The sequence below is a fragment of the Pseudarcicella hirudinis genome, assembly GCF_900115665.1.
In the GTDB taxonomy this organism is placed as follows: Bacteria; Bacteroidota; Bacteroidia; order Cytophagales; family Spirosomataceae; genus Pseudarcicella; species Pseudarcicella hirudinis.
In genome coordinates, this window is record NZ_FOXH01000003.1 from 134,894 (window position 1) to 152,693 (window position 17,800).

The window sequence follows — 17,800 nt, forward strand, 5'->3', positions numbered from 1 at the left end:
CTTTCTCTCACTTTTTGAAGGTACCTTATGGTGGTTTTTAAGGCATATTTTGCAGTTTTCCACAGGTTTAACTACTAAGTTTATGAAAAAGAATTTATTTTTCCTGATAATTTTCCTGACCTGCATTTCAGTCTATGGTCAAACAACCCAGACTGCTGTACAGCCAAATGTTACTACAAATGCAACACCGGGTAAGATTCAATGGATGAGTTTGGAACAGGCTTATAATGCAATTAAGACCGAACCCCGAAAAATTTTAATTGATGTATATACAGGCTGGTGTGGCTGGTGTAAAGTAATGGATAAAAATACTTTTACTGATCCGAAAGTAGTAGAATATGTTAATAAGAAATATTATGCGGTAAAGCTTGATGCTGAACAAAAAGAAGATATCATTCTCGGTGAAAAAAAATATTCGTATGTCCAGCAGGGAGCAGGTGGCTATCATGAAGCGGCAGCCGGATTATTAGGCGGAAAGATGAGTTACCCTACAATTGTTTATCTCGATGAAAAATTTAATATGATCCAACCGGTTGCCGGGTATCAGGATGCTAAGCAATTTCATCAGATTGTAACTTTTTTCGGAGACAACTTTTATAGAAATACCGATTGGAATAAATTTCAGGCTGAAACCTATGCCAAACAATATGGCGGAGAAAATTCTGTACCTGCAAAACAATAAAAAAAACTTTGGTTAGATATTACAGAAAGAGCTCGCCATTGCGGGCTTTTTCTGTAATAATATTGGAATTGTTTTAGAGTTTACGTGAATAATTCTATATTTTGGATAAACTTTTTTTTAATACTTACAAAAAAAACGCCAAACTAACTTTTTTTGTAAATTAGTATCTGGAAAAATCTTACGCAGACATATTTTTAGATGAAAAGACGCTTTACCTGTTTTTTAGCACTTATTGTAATTACTATTTCTACTGCTTCACATTTCCCTGCAAATGACGATGAGCTGGTTGAAATATTTAAGGAGATAAACAAGGAAGTACTAACTAACAGCAGAGCCTATTTAACCTTGGGAGATGCCTGTAAGACGATCGGACATCGCCTTACGGGAAGTTCAAACGGAAAGCGGGCAGAGGAATATGCTTATAATTTGTTTAAATCTTACGGTTTTCGGGATGTAAAATACCAATCTTTTCAGGTTGAATCCTGGTCAAGAGATACAGTAACATTAGCAATAGCTCCCAGAAAAAGTGATAATTTTAAGGACGTAGAAGTGGTGTCTCTGGCGATGACTCCGGTAGAAGCTAAAGTTAATGCCGAAATTGTAGATGTTGGAAATGGATTAGAGCCTGATTTTCAGGTAGTAAAAGATAAAATTGCCGGAAAAATTGCATTGGTAAATATTGGTCTTCTGCCTCCTTTGAAAGGGACAAGAAATTTGCATCGTTCAGAAAAAACAGCTTTGGCGATGCAATATGGTGCTTTAGGTGTTATTTTTGTAAATACTGTCAAAGGAAACGTCCTTTTGACAGGAACAGCGTCGGTTACCGGGTCATTGATTGATATTCCTGCCGTTTGTATTTCTTTGGAAAGTGGTATGGAATTGAGAGCCTGGCTAAGTGAAGAGCCTAACCTGGTTGCATTGATTGATATGCGCAATTTCAGTAAGGTAATTAAAGCCAGAAACGTAATTGCTACAATCAAAGGTGACAGTAAGAAGTATTCAAAGGAAAAGATTGTAATCGGCGGACATTTGGATTCATGGGATCTTGCAGAAGGGGCATTAGATAATGGCGTCGGCTCTTTTTCTATTCTGGATATAGCCAGAACATTTAAAGCTTTGGGCCTGAAACCAAAACGTACAATTGAGTTTGTGATGTTTATGGGTGAAGAGGAAGGGCTGCTCGGATCGAAAGCAATGCTGGATAAGCTGGTACGGAACGGATCTGTTAACCAGGTTAAGTTTATGTTTAATCTTGACATGGCAAATAATGTTAACGGATTCAATACTTCCGGGAGAGAAGAAATGGTACCTTTGTTTACAAGTATCGGAGAGAAAATAAAATTGGTTGATCCAAGTTTTAAAAATACAGTAATTAATAAAGCAGGTTTACATTCTGACCACCAAAGTTTTATGCTGGAAGGAGTGCCGACTGCTTCACCAATAGGAAGTATTGCACCTGATGCAGTTGGCTGTTATCATGCTAACTGTGATAAATTTAATCTGATAAATAAAGATGAAATGATGAATACGGTTCGTTATACTGCAATGATGCTTTACGGTATAGCAAACGCTTCTGAAATTCCAGCAAAAAAACTTGATTTTTATTCTACAAGAGATTTTTTCATAAAGGAAAATTTAAAGAAGGAGCTTGAACTTGGCAGAGAGTGGAAATGGGGAGCAGACGAGTAAATTCCAACACACAGGCAACAGAATTAAAATTATCCTAACCACGCCCTTAAGAAAACCCATTCGATCAAAATTAGATCTGTGTAAAAATGGATCTGATACACCTAAATATCCACAACTTTCAAAAATTTCTGAAACTTATATTCTGAATTGTAAAAGTTTTACTAATTTTGAGTTACGAAAAATTTCGTAGTGACACCCTTACGTTGTGTCTCTACTCCTAATCTGAAACCATATGGCATTCTTCGAGCATAATATTGAAATTCCTAACGAGAATACCTTTAAGTCCATTATCAAAGTTATTGGTGTGGGAGGAGGGGGATCAAATGCTGTTAAACACATGCATTTGATGGAGATAAAAGGGGCTGACCTTATTATCTGTAACACTGATGCTCAGGCTTTAGCGTCAAATCCCGTTAAGAATAAGTTGCAATTAGGTACAGAACTAACCAAAGGTTTGGGAGCCGGAACGGACCCAGAGCAAGGACGCCAGGCTGCAATTGAAAGCAAAGATAAGATAGAGGAACTTCTTTTGGGAGGAACAGAAATGCTGTTCATTACCGCTGGTATGGGAGGGGGTACCGGTACCGGAGCTGCTCCTGAAATTGCTAAAATTGCTAAAGCAAAAGGCATTCTTACGGTTGCTGTTGTTACCGCACCATATAGCTGGGAAGGGACTGATAAAATAAACTCGGCTTATCAGGGTATTGCCGAACTTAAGACCACTTGTGATACTGTTCTGGTAGTTCTGAATGATAATTTATTAGAAGTTTATAAAAATCTGAAACGTCGTGAAGCATTTGCCAAAGCAGATGATGTTTTAGCCAATGCTGTTAAAAGCGTAGTTGATGTTATAGCGAAACCCGGAGAAGTCAACACGGATTTCATGGATGTGAAGAAAGTTTTGACTGACGCAGGTCAGGCGATGATGAGTTCTGCCGGAGGAAAAGGAGATGAGCGTGCCTTGAAAGCTATTTCTTCTGCTTTGCAGTCTCCATTGCTTAATTCTCAGGATATTGCAGGAGCTAAACGTATTTTGGTGACTGTTGCAACCAGTGAGGATTATGACCTAGAAATGACTGAGCAGATTGTCATTACAGATTATATCACCAAACAGATCGGACAGGCTCCGGCTATGTTTAAACTGGGTTTCTCAGTAGATGAAAAACTTGGGGATGAATTATACCTGACTGTAATTGCTGCAGGGTTTGAGTCTAATGAAGAAATTCCGATACCTGTCATAATTCCTCCTGATGATAAAAAAAATAAGAAAGAAACTAAAACGGAAGAAGTTGTAACTGAAGTCACAAAAACTGAATCGAAAGAAGAAGTAACTGAAGCCGAAGTTATAGAAATCGTTTCTGAGGTTACAGAAGAAAAGTTTTTTGATCCAAGCCTTATATATAAACCGGAAGATGACAGTTTAAGATTAAGGAAAATGATTGATGCTTTTTGCCAGAGAATGCCACAGGAAAGTGATCTTGAAGCTCCTGCATATGCACGTTACAAGGTTCCATTAGTTGATATTTCAAAAATTCCCGCCGAAGATCTGATAGAGAATCCTTTGTAAGGGCAAGATTTTTAAATACATATAAAAAAGGGGCTTTTGCCCCTTTTGATTTTTACAGGATTAGAATAGTAAATGCCTATTAACTTTATAAAAAATTAGCCTACGTAAAATGCCGTTAACAAAAGAACAAGTCCTGAAACAATATTTTGGATATGATAAATTCCGACCACTTCAGTCTGACATTATAGATTGGGTTCTTTATGGACAGGATGCCCTGGTTTTAATGCCGACTGGCGGAGGAAAATCCATCTGCTTTCAGGTTCCTGCTATGGTGATGTCGGGTATTACCATCGTCATTTCCCCGCTTATTGCACTTATGCAGGATCAGGTAAGAGGATTGCTGGCAAATGGTATTCCGGCTGCTTATATTAATTCTTCCCAGACCGGCTCTGAAATATCACTGATTGAAAAGCGCTGTAAAAGCGGGGAATTAAAACTCCTTTATATTTCTCCGGAAAAACTCTTTTCTCCGGGCTATTTCGACTTTATTAAGTCGCTTAATGTGAGCATGTTTGCCATAGATGAATCTCACTGCGTTTCGGTATGGGGACATGATTTCAGACCGGAATATACTCAGCTTGGGATTTTAAAGAAATCTTTTCCTGATGTCCCGGTAATAGCGCTTACGGCAACTGCTGACCGGGTTACAAGGAAAGACATATTAAATCAGCTGGCTATTCCGGAAGCCAGGGTTTTTGTATCTTCATTTGACAGACCGAATCTTTCCCTTGCCGTTTTGCCAGGCCGGAACAGAATAAAAATCATGCAGGATTTTATTCAAAAGCGTGCTAATCAACCAGGAATAATTTATTGTCTGAGCCGAAAGAATACAGAAGATGTTGCTTCGGCCTTACAAAAAGTCGGGATCAGGGCGAAGTTTTATCATGCCAAAATGAACCCGGAAGACCGCGCTAAGGTTCAGGATGATTTTATCAAAGATAATTACCAGGTAATCGTAGCTACTATTGCCTTTGGAATGGGAATTGATAAGTCGAATGTGCGATGGGTAATCCATTATTCTTTGCCTTCCAACGTGGAAAGTTTTTACCAGGAAATCGGAAGGGCCGGAAGAGACGGCCTCAGGTCAGATACTCTTTTGTTTTATACTTTCAATGACCTGAAAATGAGACAGGAGATGCTGGATCAGTCGGGATTGCCTGAAGAAATGAAAGAGACGCAATTGGCTAAGCTGGAAAGGATGAAACAGTATTCCGAAGCAGAAATTTGCCGGAGAAGGATACTTCTGAGTTATTTCAATGAGGAAACAACAGAGGATTGCGGGAATTGTGATGTATGCAGAAATCCTCCGGTTCGTTTTGATGCTACCATATTAGCTCAGAAAGCCCTTTCTGCTATTGTGCGGACGAATGAAAACATCGCCATGGGGATTTTGATTGATATATTGAGAGGTTCCAGAAATCGTAAAGTAGTAGAACATCAATACCATGAAATCAAGACATTTGGTGCAGGTAAAGATTTGAAGTTTGAGGAATGGGCTGACTATTTACAGCAAATGCTGAATTCAGGAATTATGGATATAGCTTATGATGAAGGACATAGTTATAAATTAAATAATCGTTCCCGGGCAATTTTAAAAGAGGGGCAAAAAGTAGAATTAGTCAGATTTGAACCTTATGATGTAAAAAAAGCCAGAAAAGAAGAAGAATATCCTCTTGAAAGATCGAAAAAGGAAATAATCAGAGATGCTTTATTCGATCGGCTTAAATTTCTCAGAAAGCAGATCGCCGATGAAGCCGATATTCCTGCATTTGTGGTTTTCTCAGATGCGACCCTTTCTGATATGGCCCAGAAAAGACCAATTAATAAGATTCAGATGCTTGCGGTTTCAGGAGTCGGAGAGCAGAAATATCTTCAATATGGAGAAAGGTTTATGAACGAGATTCTCAATTTTGCGAGAGAAAATTCAGGAACAGGAAGCAGAATTGCCAATGGGATGACATATGTTGAAACGTTTGATCTTTATAAAAAAGGCCTTTCTCCTTCAGAAATTGCCAGAACAAGGGGTATGAATGAAATAACCATTTATTCTCATCTGGCAAAACTGTATGAAGACGGAGAGCGTATTAATCTTGAAGAATATGTGCATACTACTGAACTAAAGAAGATTATCAGACAGGCAGAAATAATGAATATCAGAAAAGGAGAACCCTTAAAACCGCTTTTTGAAGCATTAAACGGGCAGCATGAATATCATAAACTGAGAATGGCCCTGGCAATCTGGGAGAGGAATAAATAATTACTGAGACATAATACAGATGAAATCTGAAATAATTATACAAATAAAAGAGTCAATAGATCAGCGTATGCAGACTTCACGGGAAGCTATGCAGGCAGCTCAGAACTCGGCCAATGAAGAGAGCAAAAGTTCTGCGGGTGATAAGTACGAAACCGCAAGAGCTATGGGACAACTCGACCGGGATATGCATGCCCGTCAGTATGAACAGGCCCGTCAGGAAAGAGTGATCGTAGAACGTTTAGACGACCATATTTTTACCGAAAAAATTGGATTAGGATCGTTAGTGAAAACAACTGAAATCTGGTTTTTTATTGCTGTAAGCACAGGACTGATAAGTGTGAAAGGCCAGCAGGTAATTGTAGTTTCACCACAATCTCCTGTTGGCCAATTGCTTATTGGTAAAAAAAGTGGAGATTTCTTCACTTTTAAAGGGAAACAGACAAAAATTGACGAAATTCTGTAGAATTTTATTTCTCCGGCATACCTGCAAATTTTATTGCCTGGTTGCCGGAATACCTTTGTCTGAATTTTAAGACAAGTGTAAAACTTACGATAAAAATAAACCATATTTAACTTATTTTAACATGAAAAACACATCAGGAATTATTCTGTTTATTCTCCTTATTTTATGCAGTTTATCCTCGGTTTTAGCACAGAAAAAACCTGAAAAAAAAGACTGGATTTCTCTTTTCAACGGAAAAGACCTCAGTGGTTGGGATATTAAGATTGCCGGTCAGGCTGTCAACGATAATTATAAAAATACTTTCAGGGTTGAAAATGGTATCCTCAGAATCTCATACGATGAATATGAAAAATTTGATGGCAAGTATGGACATCTTTATTACAACAAACCCTATTCATATTATATTTTGAGGTTTCAATACAGATTTGTTGGAAACCAAACACCGGGAGGAGCTGTATGGAATGTGAGAAACAGTGGGGTAATGCTGCATTCTCAATCAGCTAAAAGCCTGTCATTCGGGCAGGATTTCCCGGTTTCTTTAGAACTTCAGCTTTTGGGAGGGTTAGGAAAAGGAGAACGCCATACAGGAAACCTTTGTACTCCCGGTACCGAAGTTTATATGAAAGGGAAGATTGTGAATGATCACTGTACTGATTCAGATTCTAAAACTTATGACGGTGATCAATGGGTTACAGCAGAGGCAATCGTATTAGGAGACTCAATCATACATCATGTTATAGAAGGTGATACTGTCCTGACCTATGAAAAACCTCATATCGGCGGAGGATTTGTTAGTCCGGAATATAACTGGAAAACGGCACATATCGATAATGGGGATGAATGGATTAAAAAAGACGGAAAATTATTGAAAGAAGGTTACATTGCCTTACAGGCAGAGAGTCATCCTATTGACTTCAGAAATATTGAAATTCTTAACCTCAAAGGCTGTACAGACCCCAAAGCTTTGAATTATAAGTCATATTACCAAAAATCAGATAATTCAAAATGCCGGTATAAAAAATAAAGCAGATTCAATTATTAGAAATGGAAACCCTTCTGAATTTTCCTCAGATGCCTTGAAGGTTTTTAATTAACTTTGTGGCAAAAACAAAAAACAGGAGTTACTTCTGCAGCAGAATTATGGATTATATTGAAGTGAAACTTACAGTTTCTGAAGACTTTACAGATATTTTTATGGCCGAATTAGGTGAAATAGGCTATGAAACATTTACGGAAGAAGACTATGGATTAAATGCATACATTACAAACGACTTGTTTTCCGAAGAATCGCTGAAAGAAGTGTTGGCGCGTTATGCTGAGATGACTTCTGTAGAATATAGTTTTCAGACTCTGGTAAAACAGAACTGGAATGAGGAATGGGAGAAAAACTATCAGCCAATCAGTGTAGATGGGATTGTGCAGGTGCGTGCGGGTTTTCATCAGCCTGATCCTTCCTTTAAGTATGATATTGTCATTAATCCTAAAATGTCTTTTGGAACCGGTCACCATGAAACAACTTCAATGGTATTAAGTCTTCAGCAGGAAATCAATCATACTAATAAAAAAGTTCTTGATGTTGGATGTGGCACAGGTATTCTGGCTATTATGGCCTCAAAACTTGGCGCCTCTCAGGTGGGTGCTTTCGATATTGAGGAATGGGCTGCAGAGAATTCAAGAGAAAATGTAAGCTTAAATGATTGTAGTAATATTGAAGTAAGACAAGGGACAATTGAGGATGAACCCGCTGATCAATATGATATTGTTTTAGCAAATATTAACAGAAATATCCTTATTCGTGACATTCCTAAGTACATAGAATTTATGAAACCTGCTCCCTCACAGTTGGTAGTAAGCGGCTTCTATCAGCACGATATAGAAGATATTGAATCTGTTGCAAAAAAGTGCGGATTAGCTAAAGTGAATGTGAGAGAAAAAAACAACTGGGCAGCTATTGTTTTCGAAAGAATCCAGTAAAAATGAGCCTTCGCAGAAGAAAAACCATGCCTTTTGCGAAGTTTTTTTTGAATTAAAACAAAAAAATCTCAATAAAATACAAAAAAATACCCTAAATTTATTTATTTCTTCAAAAGTGTAACAGGTTGGTTTACAGTTTTTTAGTGTTTTTGTCATTCGCTTCTTTGTCGAAAAAATCCATAAAAAGTTGTTTTTTATTTAAAATTCTCTAAATTTGAAATTCAGAGAAAACCCAATTGTTTGAAAAAATTCCGTTTAAACTGCTTTCTATACTGCATTTTGTATAGGGTGTAGCTTAACCGGCAGCAAGTATTTATCTGAATAACCTCAAATTTAAAACGAAGGTGGGCAACCCATTGTGGGAATAGTCCTTTCTTTCTACCTATTTTTATGAAAGTTTCAACAACAGAACCATTTCAAATAATTTATTCATTTCTCTCGCACGAATACCTCGGATATCTGCTGGAGTCGTTCGTCGTGCAATTAGATACCAAAGGCCAGTTAACTTTATTAAATCAAAACGTTTCTGCCAAAAATATTAAAGAATTTTCCGAAGGACTTGATGATGCGGATTACAAGCTTGTTAAACTGATCGATTCGATTCAGCAGGAAGCGATTTTTAAAAAATTTGCAGGTTCTAAAAAAAAGACCATAGTGGATTTTTTCCTGAAAGTGTATGATCCTCAGAAAGGCGATAAGCCTCTGCAGGAGCTTATTGGGAGTTATGTGGAAAATGTGAGAGCTGAAATAATGCCCCTGCTAAATGGAAAACAGCTTTTTATCATGGGCGGAGACGGAAATCCAATATGGCAAAAAGTGGAGGTTTTACCCGAGAAAGCTACAGTACTATTCCATTTCATGAGGAATGAAGAGAATACACATTACTTTCCTACCATAAAATATCAGGGGGAAAAAGTGGATTTTCAATATAAGAATGCCTTTATCGTATGTGATGAACCTGCCTGGATGGTTCTGGAAAATCGACTGTATCATTTTGACAAGGATGTCGATGGAAAGAAACTGAGACCCTTTTTCAATAAAAAATTTATCATTATTCCCAAAACGGTAGAAGAGGACTATTACAGGAAGTTTGTAACCTCAATTATTACCTTGTTTGACGTATATGCGAAAGGGTTTGAGATACGCTCTGAAACCTATAGCTGCGTGCCTGTTTTGAGTTTGTCAGAGATGAAAGTAAAGAGCCATACTGTCGGGGTTTTTGAGGCTCAGGAGGCTGAAAGCGAAGAAGATGACGAAAGTATGGTGAGCTTTGTACTTTCTTTTAAATATGGCAAATATAACTTTCATTTCGACAGCTTCTCTTCTTCGGCTAATGTCAGTATGGAAAAAAAAGGAGATGATTATATTTTCCATAAAGTACGGAGAGACTTATACCGTGAAAAAGAAAAGCTCCGTATTTTGAAAAGCCTGGGTCTGGAAATAAAAAACGGGAGAATCAGTATTTCTAAGTCTGAAGCATTTATGTGGCTTCAGGCGAATTATCCGGCTTTAATAGAGGCTGGTTTTGAAATCAGTCAGAAAGTCGAAAATAATGCGAAGAAATACTTCCTCGGCTATTCAAATATAGATGTTAAGATTACAGAAGGACAAGACTGGTTTGATATTCATGCGCTGGTACGTTTTGGGGAATTTGAAATACCTTTTCTCAAACTGAGAAATCTGATTCTGCAAAAAAAGAGAGAATTTACCTTACCTAACGGGGAAGTTGCCGTAATTCCGGAAATATGGTTTACTCAATATTCCGAGTTATTCTCTTTTATGGAGCATCATATTGATAATGAAGGATTTATTCTGAAAAAACATCATTTGTCTCTGGTGCAGGATCTCCAAAAAGAGTCGCTTGCCAGAGCTGTCATGACCCGTAAACTTGAAAAACTCCGGGATTTTGATGAGATTCAGGAATATCCGGTTCCGCAGGGATTTACCGGAAAATTGCGGCCATATCAAAAAGCCGGGTATGACTGGATGAGATTCCTCAATGATTATAATTTTGGTGGATGTCTTGCCGATGATATGGGTTTGGGCAAAACCATTATGTCACTTACTTTGCTGCAATCACAGAAAGAAAATGGAGCAAAAGATCCTTCTTTATTAATTATGCCAACCTCCCTGATTTACAACTGGGAAATGGAAGCTGCTAAATTTACACCGGATCTTAAAGTTTTAGTCTATACAGGAACTTATCGGGATAAGAATATTGAACAGTTCCGGGATTATGACCTGGTGCTTACTTCTTATGGAATTGTAAGAATAGATATTGATTTATTAAAGGATTTCCGATTCCATTATGTAATACTCGATGAGTCTCAGTCTATTAAAAACCCCTCTTCTTTTATTACAAAGGCTGTTACACAATTGAATTCCAGATACAGACTAATCCTTACCGGGACACCTTTGGAGAACAGTACCTTAGACTTATGGTCTCAGATGTCTTTTGTCAATCCCGGACTTTTAGGAAATCAGACATTTTTCAGAAATGAATTTCAGATTCCCATTGAAAAGAAAAATGATGAAGCCAAGACGCAGCGCCTGTATTCAATTATAAAACCATTTATGCTTCGAAGGCATAAGTCGCAGGTTGCTACCGAATTACCTCCTAAAATTGAAAGTATTCATTATTCACAAATGACCGATCAGCAGGAACATGAATATGAGGAGGCAAAATCATATTATCGTAACCTGATACTGGAACATATTGAAGAAGAAGGGATTGCCAAATCTCAGATGGTTGTATTACAAGGTCTGACCAAGCTTCGGCAGATCGCAAATCATCCCCGCCTGACTGATACAGAATATGATGGTGATTCCGGAAAATTGGATGATGTTTTGCAGAAAATGGAAACAGTGGTAGAAGAAAACCACAAAATTTTGATTTTTAGCCAGTTTGTAAAACACCTGGAATTGTTCAGGGAAAGGCTGGAAGAGCAGGGGAGGCCTTATGCTTATCTGGATGGAAGTACGTATGACAGACAATCTCAGGTTGAGCTTTTCCAAAATACAGAAGGAGTCAAAATATTTCTGATTTCTCTTAAAGCAGGCGGGCTGGGGCTAAATCTGACAGCCGCAGAATATGTATTTATCCTGGATCCATGGTGGAATCCGGCCATAGAGGCACAAGCCGTTGACAGGGCGCATAGAATTGGTCAGCAAAATACCGTTTTTACCTATAAATTTATTACAAAGAATACAGTCGAGGAAAAAATTCTGGCTTTACAGAGATCAAAACAAAGACTTGCCAGCGAATTGATAACTACAGAAGAGAGTTTTGTGAAGTCTTTAACGAAAGAAGATTTAATAGCATTGCTGGAATAATATAAATCGGTAAATATTTCTTTATGAGGGATATATCAGAACCGCATATTGGTATTTTTGAGGGATTTTGAAAAAAGAAGGTTTGAGTTTGATGAACATTTGTTCAGATTTGTCACTTTTTTGCGTCGTTGTCAAATGTCTATCTACGTTGATGTAAAACCTGCTTTTTTTTATTGAGTATAAATAAGATTAGTATCCAATTTGTTTAAATTTGTACTGCATTTAACTATGCTGACTTTATAGCCTGACAGAGTGGCGGCTCTGCTCAGGCTTTTTCGTTTCTAAAGCCTTCCGGCAGTAAGCAATCTTTTGATTTTCAGGCTATTTTTGCTCAATAACCAAAATGTTTTTTGCTACCTCATGACTGATGAAAATGGCATTGCCGGAAGAGATGGAGATAGAAAGAGATTTGTCGAATTCGTTTAATTCCAATATTGTAATTCCGGCACCTAATATCAATCCGGTTTTGTCAAGATATTGAAGAAAAGCTGAGGAATGCTCAGAAACACCAACCATCAATACATTTTTGCCAACTTCAATTTCCGAGAGGTTCTGATAACCGAGAACCGGCATTCTTCCGTTATGGTCCGGAATGGGATCACCATGTGGGTCAAATTTTGGGAAACCCAGAAATTCATCGAGTTTTGCTACTAATTCTTCGGAATCAATGTGTTCAAGTTGTTCTGCAATATCGTGCACTTCATCCCAGTTAAACCCAAGTTTCGCTACTAAAAAAACCTCCCAGAGTCTGTGTTTTCTGATGACAGAAAGGGCAACCCGTTCACCCTCAGCAGTCAATGTAACTCCCTGATATTTCTGATAATTCACTAATTGTTTGTCAGATAATTTTCTCAGCATATCCGAAACAGAAGCTGCTTTGGTTTGAGTTAATTCTGCTACAGCATTGGTACTCACTTCGCTATTTGTTTCTGCGGAGAGTTTATAAATAATTTTAAGGTAGTTTTCTTCGGTAAATGATGTCATTGTTGATCGTGAATGGTAAAAAATAAGGAAATATAAAGCGATTGATTGTCAAATACTTTCGCCGTTATTTACCTGCTTTAAAAAGCAACACAAGTTAAGATTTTAAAAATTAATAAAGAATTTTTAGATTAATCTAAAAAAACAATTTGAAATGCAAAAATCATGAATTAAGTTTGTTAAGATTTCATAAAGGTCTGTCACAAAAGGAATTGAAAAACACATTATCAGTCCGGTACTTTTGAACAGTTTGGTTTTATGAATCTGAACAAGGTTGCAGAAACTTTGATTATTTTAAACAATATAGTTTAGTAAAGGAAAGTATTGTAATGGCAAAAGCTTGGAAGAATAATAATGTAACACCTTCATTACCGGAAGTTTATTCATCAGTAAATGTGCCGCAATTCGGCACTTTCTGGCAAAAGTTAAAAGCTTTTGCAGGTCCGGGATTAATGGTAGCAGTAGGGTATATGGATCCGGGAAACTGGGCAACGGATATTGCCGGAGGAGCGCAATTTGGTTATATGCTTTTATCTGTGATTCTGCTTTCTAACCTCTTTGCGATGCTTTTACAGCATTTATCTCTTAAACTTGGTATCGTAACAGGGCGTGACCTTGCTCAGGCCTGTCGTGGGGCTTATTCGAAGCCTGTCGCTATTTTTCTCTGGATTTTGTGTGAAATTGCCATTGCTGCCTGTGATCTGGCGGAGGTGATTGGTTCTGCGCTGGCATTAAATCTTCTGTTCGGAATGCCTCTGACGATGGGAGTAGTAGTGACGGTGCTTGATGTGCTTGTGCTTCTGTATTTTCAGGGGAAAGGATTCAGGGTATTAGAGAGCATTGTTGCAGCATTGATCTTCATGATATTTTGTTGTTTTGCCTATGAAATAGTTGTTTCGCAGCCTTCTGTAAATGAGATGCTGGGAGGACTTATTCCTAAACCGGAAATTATTTCAAATCCTTCTGCTCTTTATGTAGCAATCGGGATTCTGGGTGCTACAGTAATGCCACATAACCTTTACCTGCATTCGAGCATCGTTCAAACCAGAAATTTTCAGAAAACCGATGAGGGAAAGCGATCGGCTATAAAATTTGCCACAATTGATTCCAACATTTCACTTTCACTGGCCTTTTTAATAAATGCAGCCATTCTGATTTTAGCTGCTGCCTCTTTTCACAATTCAGGAAACACCAATGTGGCAGATATTCATGATGCGTATCATTTACTTGATCCGGTTTTGGGAGTGAAATTTGCAGGAATTTTATTTGCGGTGGCTCTACTGGCTTCCGGCCAGAATTCTACATTGACCGGAACATTGGCCGGGCAGATTGTGATGGAGGGTTTTCTGAATATTAAATTAAAACCCTGGAAAAGAAGATTGTTAACCCGGCTAATCGCCGTGATTCCGGCATTGGTCGTAACGATTATTTACGGAGAAAAAGGCACAGGAGACTTGCTGGTTTTGAGTCAGGTTATATTATCTCTTCAGCTTAGTTTTGCAGTAGTTCCGTTGGTGATGTTTACAAGCGATAAACTCAAGATGGGGAATTTCGCTAACTCTCCGGTTTTAAGGATAAGTTCCTGGATTGTTGCGATAATAATTATCGGATTGAACTCTTATTTACTTTGGGATACACTTTTCTAAGGTTTTCAGAAAGAAGACTTTAGAAAACGTTCAGTCTGAACTGAAAATAGGTTTTTGCCAGTAAAGTGATTTTCTGAAAATCAGGCACGCGGATCCTTTCGTTCTGAATTTTAGAAGCAGGACACCCTTTGATTTTCTCAAATAATCTCAGATAATATTTATAGGCAAGATAAACGCCGGCTTTTGCACCTTTAGGCAATCCGGTGATACCAATATAGGCGGCATCAAAATCGGCCTGAATATCGCGCTCAATCAATTGTTTGTCTTCTTTGGTAAAATTGGCAAAATCTACATCCGGAAAATAGGTTCTTCCTCTTTCCTGATAATCTGCTTTAATATCCCTGAGAAAGTTTACTTTTTGAAAGGCGGAGCCCAGACTCCTTGCACCATCTTTTAGACGTTCGTAGGTATCGGCATCGCCCTCACAGAAAACTTTCAGACACATTAATCCAACTACTTCAGCAGAACCATAAATATAATCTTTATAGCCAACCTCATTGTAATCCGTCAGATACAGATCCATTTCCATAGAATTCAGGAAGGCTTCAATTAATTCTTTATCAATTTTGTATTGCTTCACAATAATCTGAAAGGCGTGCAAGACCGGATTTAAACTTATTCCTTCATCAATGGCTTTGAAGGTATCCTCCCTGTATTTTTTGAGCAATGCTTTTTTGTCAAAACCTTCAAAAGTATCTACAATTTCATCTGCATATCTTACAAAACCATAAATTGCATACACAGGCATATGAAATCTTTTGTCCAGGGTTTTAATACCCAGAGTAAAAGATGTACTGTAGTGCTCGGTTATGAGCTTGCTGCATTCAAAAGTTGTTGTATTATAAAGAGATATCATAGTAAAACGGCAAAAGGTAAAATTTTAACTGATCGGGAATTCTTTTTCAACTTCGCTGGCAACCACTAATCCTGAAATAAGCGAAGGAGGAACCCCTGGCCCCGGAACGGTAAGCTGCCCGGTATAATATAGATTTTTAACTTTTTTATTTTTAAGGGAAGGTTTTAACAGCGCTGTTTGCCTCAGGGTATTGGCCAAACCATAGGCATTTCCTTTGAAGGCATTGTAATCACTGCTAAAATCCTTATGTGCATAACTTCTTTTAAAAATAACGGAATCTCTGATAGAAATACCACAATATTTTTCTAAACGATCCATAAGGATGTTATAATATGTCTCCCTGATTTCATCATTGTCTTCCAGACCGGGGGCAACCGGAATTAAAAGGAATAAATTTTCGCAGCCTTCCGGCGCTACCTCCGGATCTGTTTTTGAAGGAGCCGAAATATAAAAAAGAGGTTTCTCAGGCCATTCAGGTTCTGTATAAATTTCATGAGCATGAAGCGTAAAATCCTCATCGAAGAATAGATTATGATGCTCCAGTTTCGGGATTCTTTTATTGATACCCAGATAGAAAAGTAATGATGATGGTGCCATGACTCTGCTATCCCAATATTTTTGATCATAGTTCTGCAATGTTTTGTCAAGAAGTACTGAATCAACATGGTGATAATCAGCACTGGCAATGACAACATCTGCGTCGAAAGTATCTGTATCAGTAATAACCCGATGGGCCTTGTCTTTCAAAACCTCGATTTTTCTGACATTCTGATTAAAAGTAATCTTAACACCTTTTTCTTTTGCCAGGGAAACCATTCCTTTTACTATTTCATGCATGCCGCCCATCGGATACCAGGTTCCCAGTTTAATTTCAGCATAGTTCATCAAACTATACATAGCCGGAGTATTTTGTGGGATTGCTCCGAGAAATAAAATAGGAAACTCCATAAGCTTCAGGATTTTTTCATTCCTGAAAAATTTCCGGATATGTGTATGAAAAGATTGGAAAACATCCAGTCTGATTACATCATATAACAGCTTCAAACTTAGAAATTCAGTAATGCTTCTGGAAGGTTTCCACACAAACTTCTTGATGCCAACCTCGTATTTATAACCAGCCTGATCAAGAAATTTATAAAGGTTTTCTCTGCTTCCTGTCTCTATACTTTCAAAGAGATTGCCAAGTTCTTCAAGGTTCGACGGTAATTTAATGGTTTCATTTCCTTCCAGAATGACCGAATAGGAAGGATTTAGCCGAACCAACTTGTAATAATCTTCCGGTTTTCTGCCAAATTTCCCAAAATAGTTTTCGAAAACATCAGGCATCCAGTACCAGCTTGGTCCCATGTCAAAAGTAAACCCCGACTCCTTAAAAACCCGTGCTCTGCCACCGGCGGAGTCATTTTTTTCAAGAATAGTAACATCATATCCCTTTTCCGCTAAATCTGTTGCTGCTGCTAAACCTGAAAAACCAGAACCGATGACTATTACTTTTTTCATTATTAATCTGCCGATAAAGTATTAAAAAAAATCAAATTTAGGGTAAAACTTAATGAAAGTATTGATTTGGCGAATAAATGCTGGTTTTTGAATATAAACACCCCAATATGTATTTTGTTTAATTATTTTGTAATTATAATAAACAAAACAAAAAAGCCAGACCAAAGCCTGACCTTTTGTAATGTTCTTCTGTTAACCAAAAATAATGGTTTCTTTATGACTACTTAAATGTTCGAAACTAGTTTGAGTAAGCGTACATATATAGCTTATCCTTTAATTCTTTTCTGGCAATATGAATTCTGTTTTTAACTGTACCGATCGGGATACTTAATTTTTCTGAAATTTCATGATATTTAAAGCCTCTGAAGTGCATCAGAAACGGAGTTCTGTATGCTTCGTCGAGTTGTGCTACTGCTGTATCAATATCTCTTAATGTAAAGGATATAAGGGCTTGATTTTCAGTGCAACTGTCAAGAGAATTAATATAATGAAGGTTATCTGAGGTATCAATGAATGTATTCTTTCTTACCATTCTCTGATAATTGGTAATGAAAGTATTCTTCATAATAGTATATAACCAGGCCTTAAGATTGGTACCCTCAGTATATTTTTCCCGATTAGTGAAGGCCTTCATAAGGGTATCCTGAAGCAAATCATTTGCATCTTCCACATCACGTGTCAGCTTTATGGCAAACGGCTTAAGGGACTTGGAAACCTTTCCGATGTTGTATGTGAACTCTAAAGCAGTCATATGTATATTAGTTTTGATACATGTTTAACAAATTTATAAAAATATTAAACAAAATATCAAGTAAAATGCCTCATGTTTAACAATTTAATTTTGCAGAAGGC

General features: G+C 37.5%; 13 protein-coding genes. 9 read left to right on the forward strand and 4 right to left on the reverse strand.

Features of this window, described 5'->3' with window-relative positions; genetic code table 11:
• The first annotated feature begins 82 nt into the window (after positions 1 to 82).
• From BM179_RS06505 to BM179_RS06540, 8 genes are all read left to right on the forward strand, one after another.
• Positions 83 to 682 (forward strand): thioredoxin family protein, encoded by a 600-nt coding sequence (locus BM179_RS06505; RefSeq protein ID WP_092014055.1) that lies wholly within the window; start codon positions 83 to 85, stop codon positions 680 to 682.
• Positions 683 to 880: 198 nt separating this feature from the next.
• A complete protein-coding gene (locus BM179_RS06510) occupies positions 881 to 2,371 on the forward strand; it encodes a M20/M25/M40 family metallo-hydrolase (RefSeq protein WP_092014058.1) in 1,491 nt (496 codons plus the stop codon).
• 232 nt (positions 2,372 to 2,603) lie between these two features.
• Positions 2,604 to 3,938, forward strand: coding sequence for a cell division protein FtsZ (gene ftsZ / locus BM179_RS06515; protein WP_092014061.1), 1,335 nt, complete (start codon positions 2,604 to 2,606; stop codon positions 3,936 to 3,938).
• Between the two features lie 109 nt (positions 3,939 to 4,047).
• Positions 4,048 to 6,195: a DNA helicase RecQ gene (gene recQ, locus BM179_RS06520; RefSeq protein ID WP_092014064.1), complete on the forward strand. Its 2,148-nt coding sequence runs from the start codon at positions 4,048 to 4,050 to the stop codon at positions 6,193 to 6,195.
• 19 nt (positions 6,196 to 6,214) lie between these two features.
• On the forward strand, positions 6,215 to 6,658 hold the full coding sequence (locus BM179_RS06525) for a GreA/GreB family elongation factor (RefSeq protein ID WP_092014067.1): 444 nt from the start codon (positions 6,215 to 6,217) through the stop codon (positions 6,656 to 6,658).
• Between the two features lie 121 nt (positions 6,659 to 6,779).
• Positions 6,780 to 7,682: a 3-keto-disaccharide hydrolase gene (locus tag BM179_RS06530; protein ID WP_092014070.1), complete on the forward strand. Its 903-nt coding sequence runs from the start codon at positions 6,780 to 6,782 to the stop codon at positions 7,680 to 7,682.
• A 116-nt stretch (positions 7,683 to 7,798) separates the two neighbouring features.
• Positions 7,799 to 8,632 carry a 50S ribosomal protein L11 methyltransferase gene (prmA, locus tag BM179_RS06535; protein WP_092014963.1) on the forward strand — a complete coding sequence of 278 codons (834 nt, stop codon included), beginning with the start codon at positions 7,799 to 7,801 and terminating at the stop codon, positions 8,630 to 8,632.
• A gap of 390 nt (positions 8,633 to 9,022) precedes the next feature.
• Positions 9,023 to 11,965, forward strand: coding sequence for a DEAD/DEAH box helicase (locus tag BM179_RS06540; RefSeq protein WP_092014072.1), 2,943 nt, complete (start codon positions 9,023 to 9,025; stop codon positions 11,963 to 11,965).
• A gap of 321 nt (positions 11,966 to 12,286) precedes the next feature.
• Here the strand turns inward: BM179_RS06540 and BM179_RS06545 are convergent, their stop codons facing one another.
• Positions 12,287 to 12,949: a metal-dependent transcriptional regulator gene (locus BM179_RS06545; RefSeq protein WP_092014074.1), complete on the reverse strand. Its 663-nt coding sequence runs from the start codon at positions 12,947 to 12,949 to the stop codon at positions 12,287 to 12,289.
• Positions 12,950 to 13,275: 326 nt separating this feature from the next.
• On the opposite strand from BM179_RS06545, the gene BM179_RS06550 reads away from it, so the two are divergent.
• Entirely contained in the window at positions 13,276 to 14,592 is a 1,317-nt protein-coding gene (locus BM179_RS06550; RefSeq protein ID WP_092014077.1) for an Nramp family divalent metal transporter, read from the forward strand.
• 19 nt (positions 14,593 to 14,611) lie between these two features.
• Here the strand turns inward: BM179_RS06550 and BM179_RS06555 are convergent, their stop codons facing one another.
• The 3 genes from BM179_RS06555 to BM179_RS06565 all read right to left on the reverse strand — a co-directional run bounded on the left by BM179_RS06555 (position 14,612) and on the right by BM179_RS06565 (position 17,699).
• Positions 14,612 to 15,448 (reverse strand): phytoene/squalene synthase family protein, encoded by an 837-nt coding sequence (locus BM179_RS06555; RefSeq protein ID WP_092014079.1) that lies wholly within the window; start codon positions 15,446 to 15,448, stop codon positions 14,612 to 14,614.
• Between the two features lie 24 nt (positions 15,449 to 15,472).
• On the reverse strand, positions 15,473 to 16,948 hold the full coding sequence (gene crtID / locus BM179_RS06560; RefSeq protein ID WP_374754571.1) for a bifunctional phytoene desaturase/3,4-desaturase: 1,476 nt from the start codon (positions 16,946 to 16,948) through the stop codon (positions 15,473 to 15,475).
• A 238-nt stretch (positions 16,949 to 17,186) separates the two neighbouring features.
• Positions 17,187 to 17,699, reverse strand: coding sequence for an RNA polymerase sigma factor (locus tag BM179_RS06565; protein ID WP_092014085.1), 513 nt, complete (start codon positions 17,697 to 17,699; stop codon positions 17,187 to 17,189).
• Positions 17,700 to 17,800: the final 101 nt, after the last annotated feature.

Bases quoted from the DNA above. Each gene is read 5' to 3' on its own strand.
- BM179_RS06505 (WP_092014055.1), top strand. From the start codon at position 83: ATGAAAAAGAATTTATTTTTCCTGATAATTTTCCTGACCTGCATTTCA.
- BM179_RS06510 (WP_092014058.1), top strand. From the start codon at position 881: ATGAAAAGACGCTTTACCTGTTTTTTAGCACTTATTGTAATTACTATT.
- ftsZ (WP_092014061.1), top strand. From the start codon at position 2,604: ATGGCATTCTTCGAGCATAATATTGAAATTCCTAACGAGAATACCTTT.
- recQ (WP_092014064.1), top strand. From the start codon at position 4,048: ATGCCGTTAACAAAAGAACAAGTCCTGAAACAATATTTTGGATATGAT.
- BM179_RS06525 (WP_092014067.1), top strand. From the start codon at position 6,215: ATGAAATCTGAAATAATTATACAAATAAAAGAGTCAATAGATCAGCGT.
- BM179_RS06530 (WP_092014070.1), top strand. From the start codon at position 6,780: ATGAAAAACACATCAGGAATTATTCTGTTTATTCTCCTTATTTTATGC.
- prmA (WP_092014963.1), top strand. From the start codon at position 7,799: ATGGATTATATTGAAGTGAAACTTACAGTTTCTGAAGACTTTACAGAT.
- BM179_RS06540 (WP_092014072.1), top strand. From the start codon at position 9,023: ATGAAAGTTTCAACAACAGAACCATTTCAAATAATTTATTCATTTCTC.
- BM179_RS06545 (WP_092014074.1), bottom strand. From the start codon at position 12,949: ATGACATCATTTACCGAAGAAAACTACCTTAAAATTATTTATAAACTC.
- BM179_RS06550 (WP_092014077.1), top strand. From the start codon at position 13,276: ATGGCAAAAGCTTGGAAGAATAATAATGTAACACCTTCATTACCGGAA.
- BM179_RS06555 (WP_092014079.1), bottom strand. From the start codon at position 15,448: ATGATATCTCTTTATAATACAACAACTTTTGAATGCAGCAAGCTCATA.
- crtID (WP_374754571.1), bottom strand. From the start codon at position 16,948: ATGAAAAAAGTAATAGTCATCGGTTCTGGTTTTTCAGGTTTAGCAGCA.
- BM179_RS06565 (WP_092014085.1), bottom strand. From the start codon at position 17,699: ATGACTGCTTTAGAGTTCACATACAACATCGGAAAGGTTTCCAAGTCC.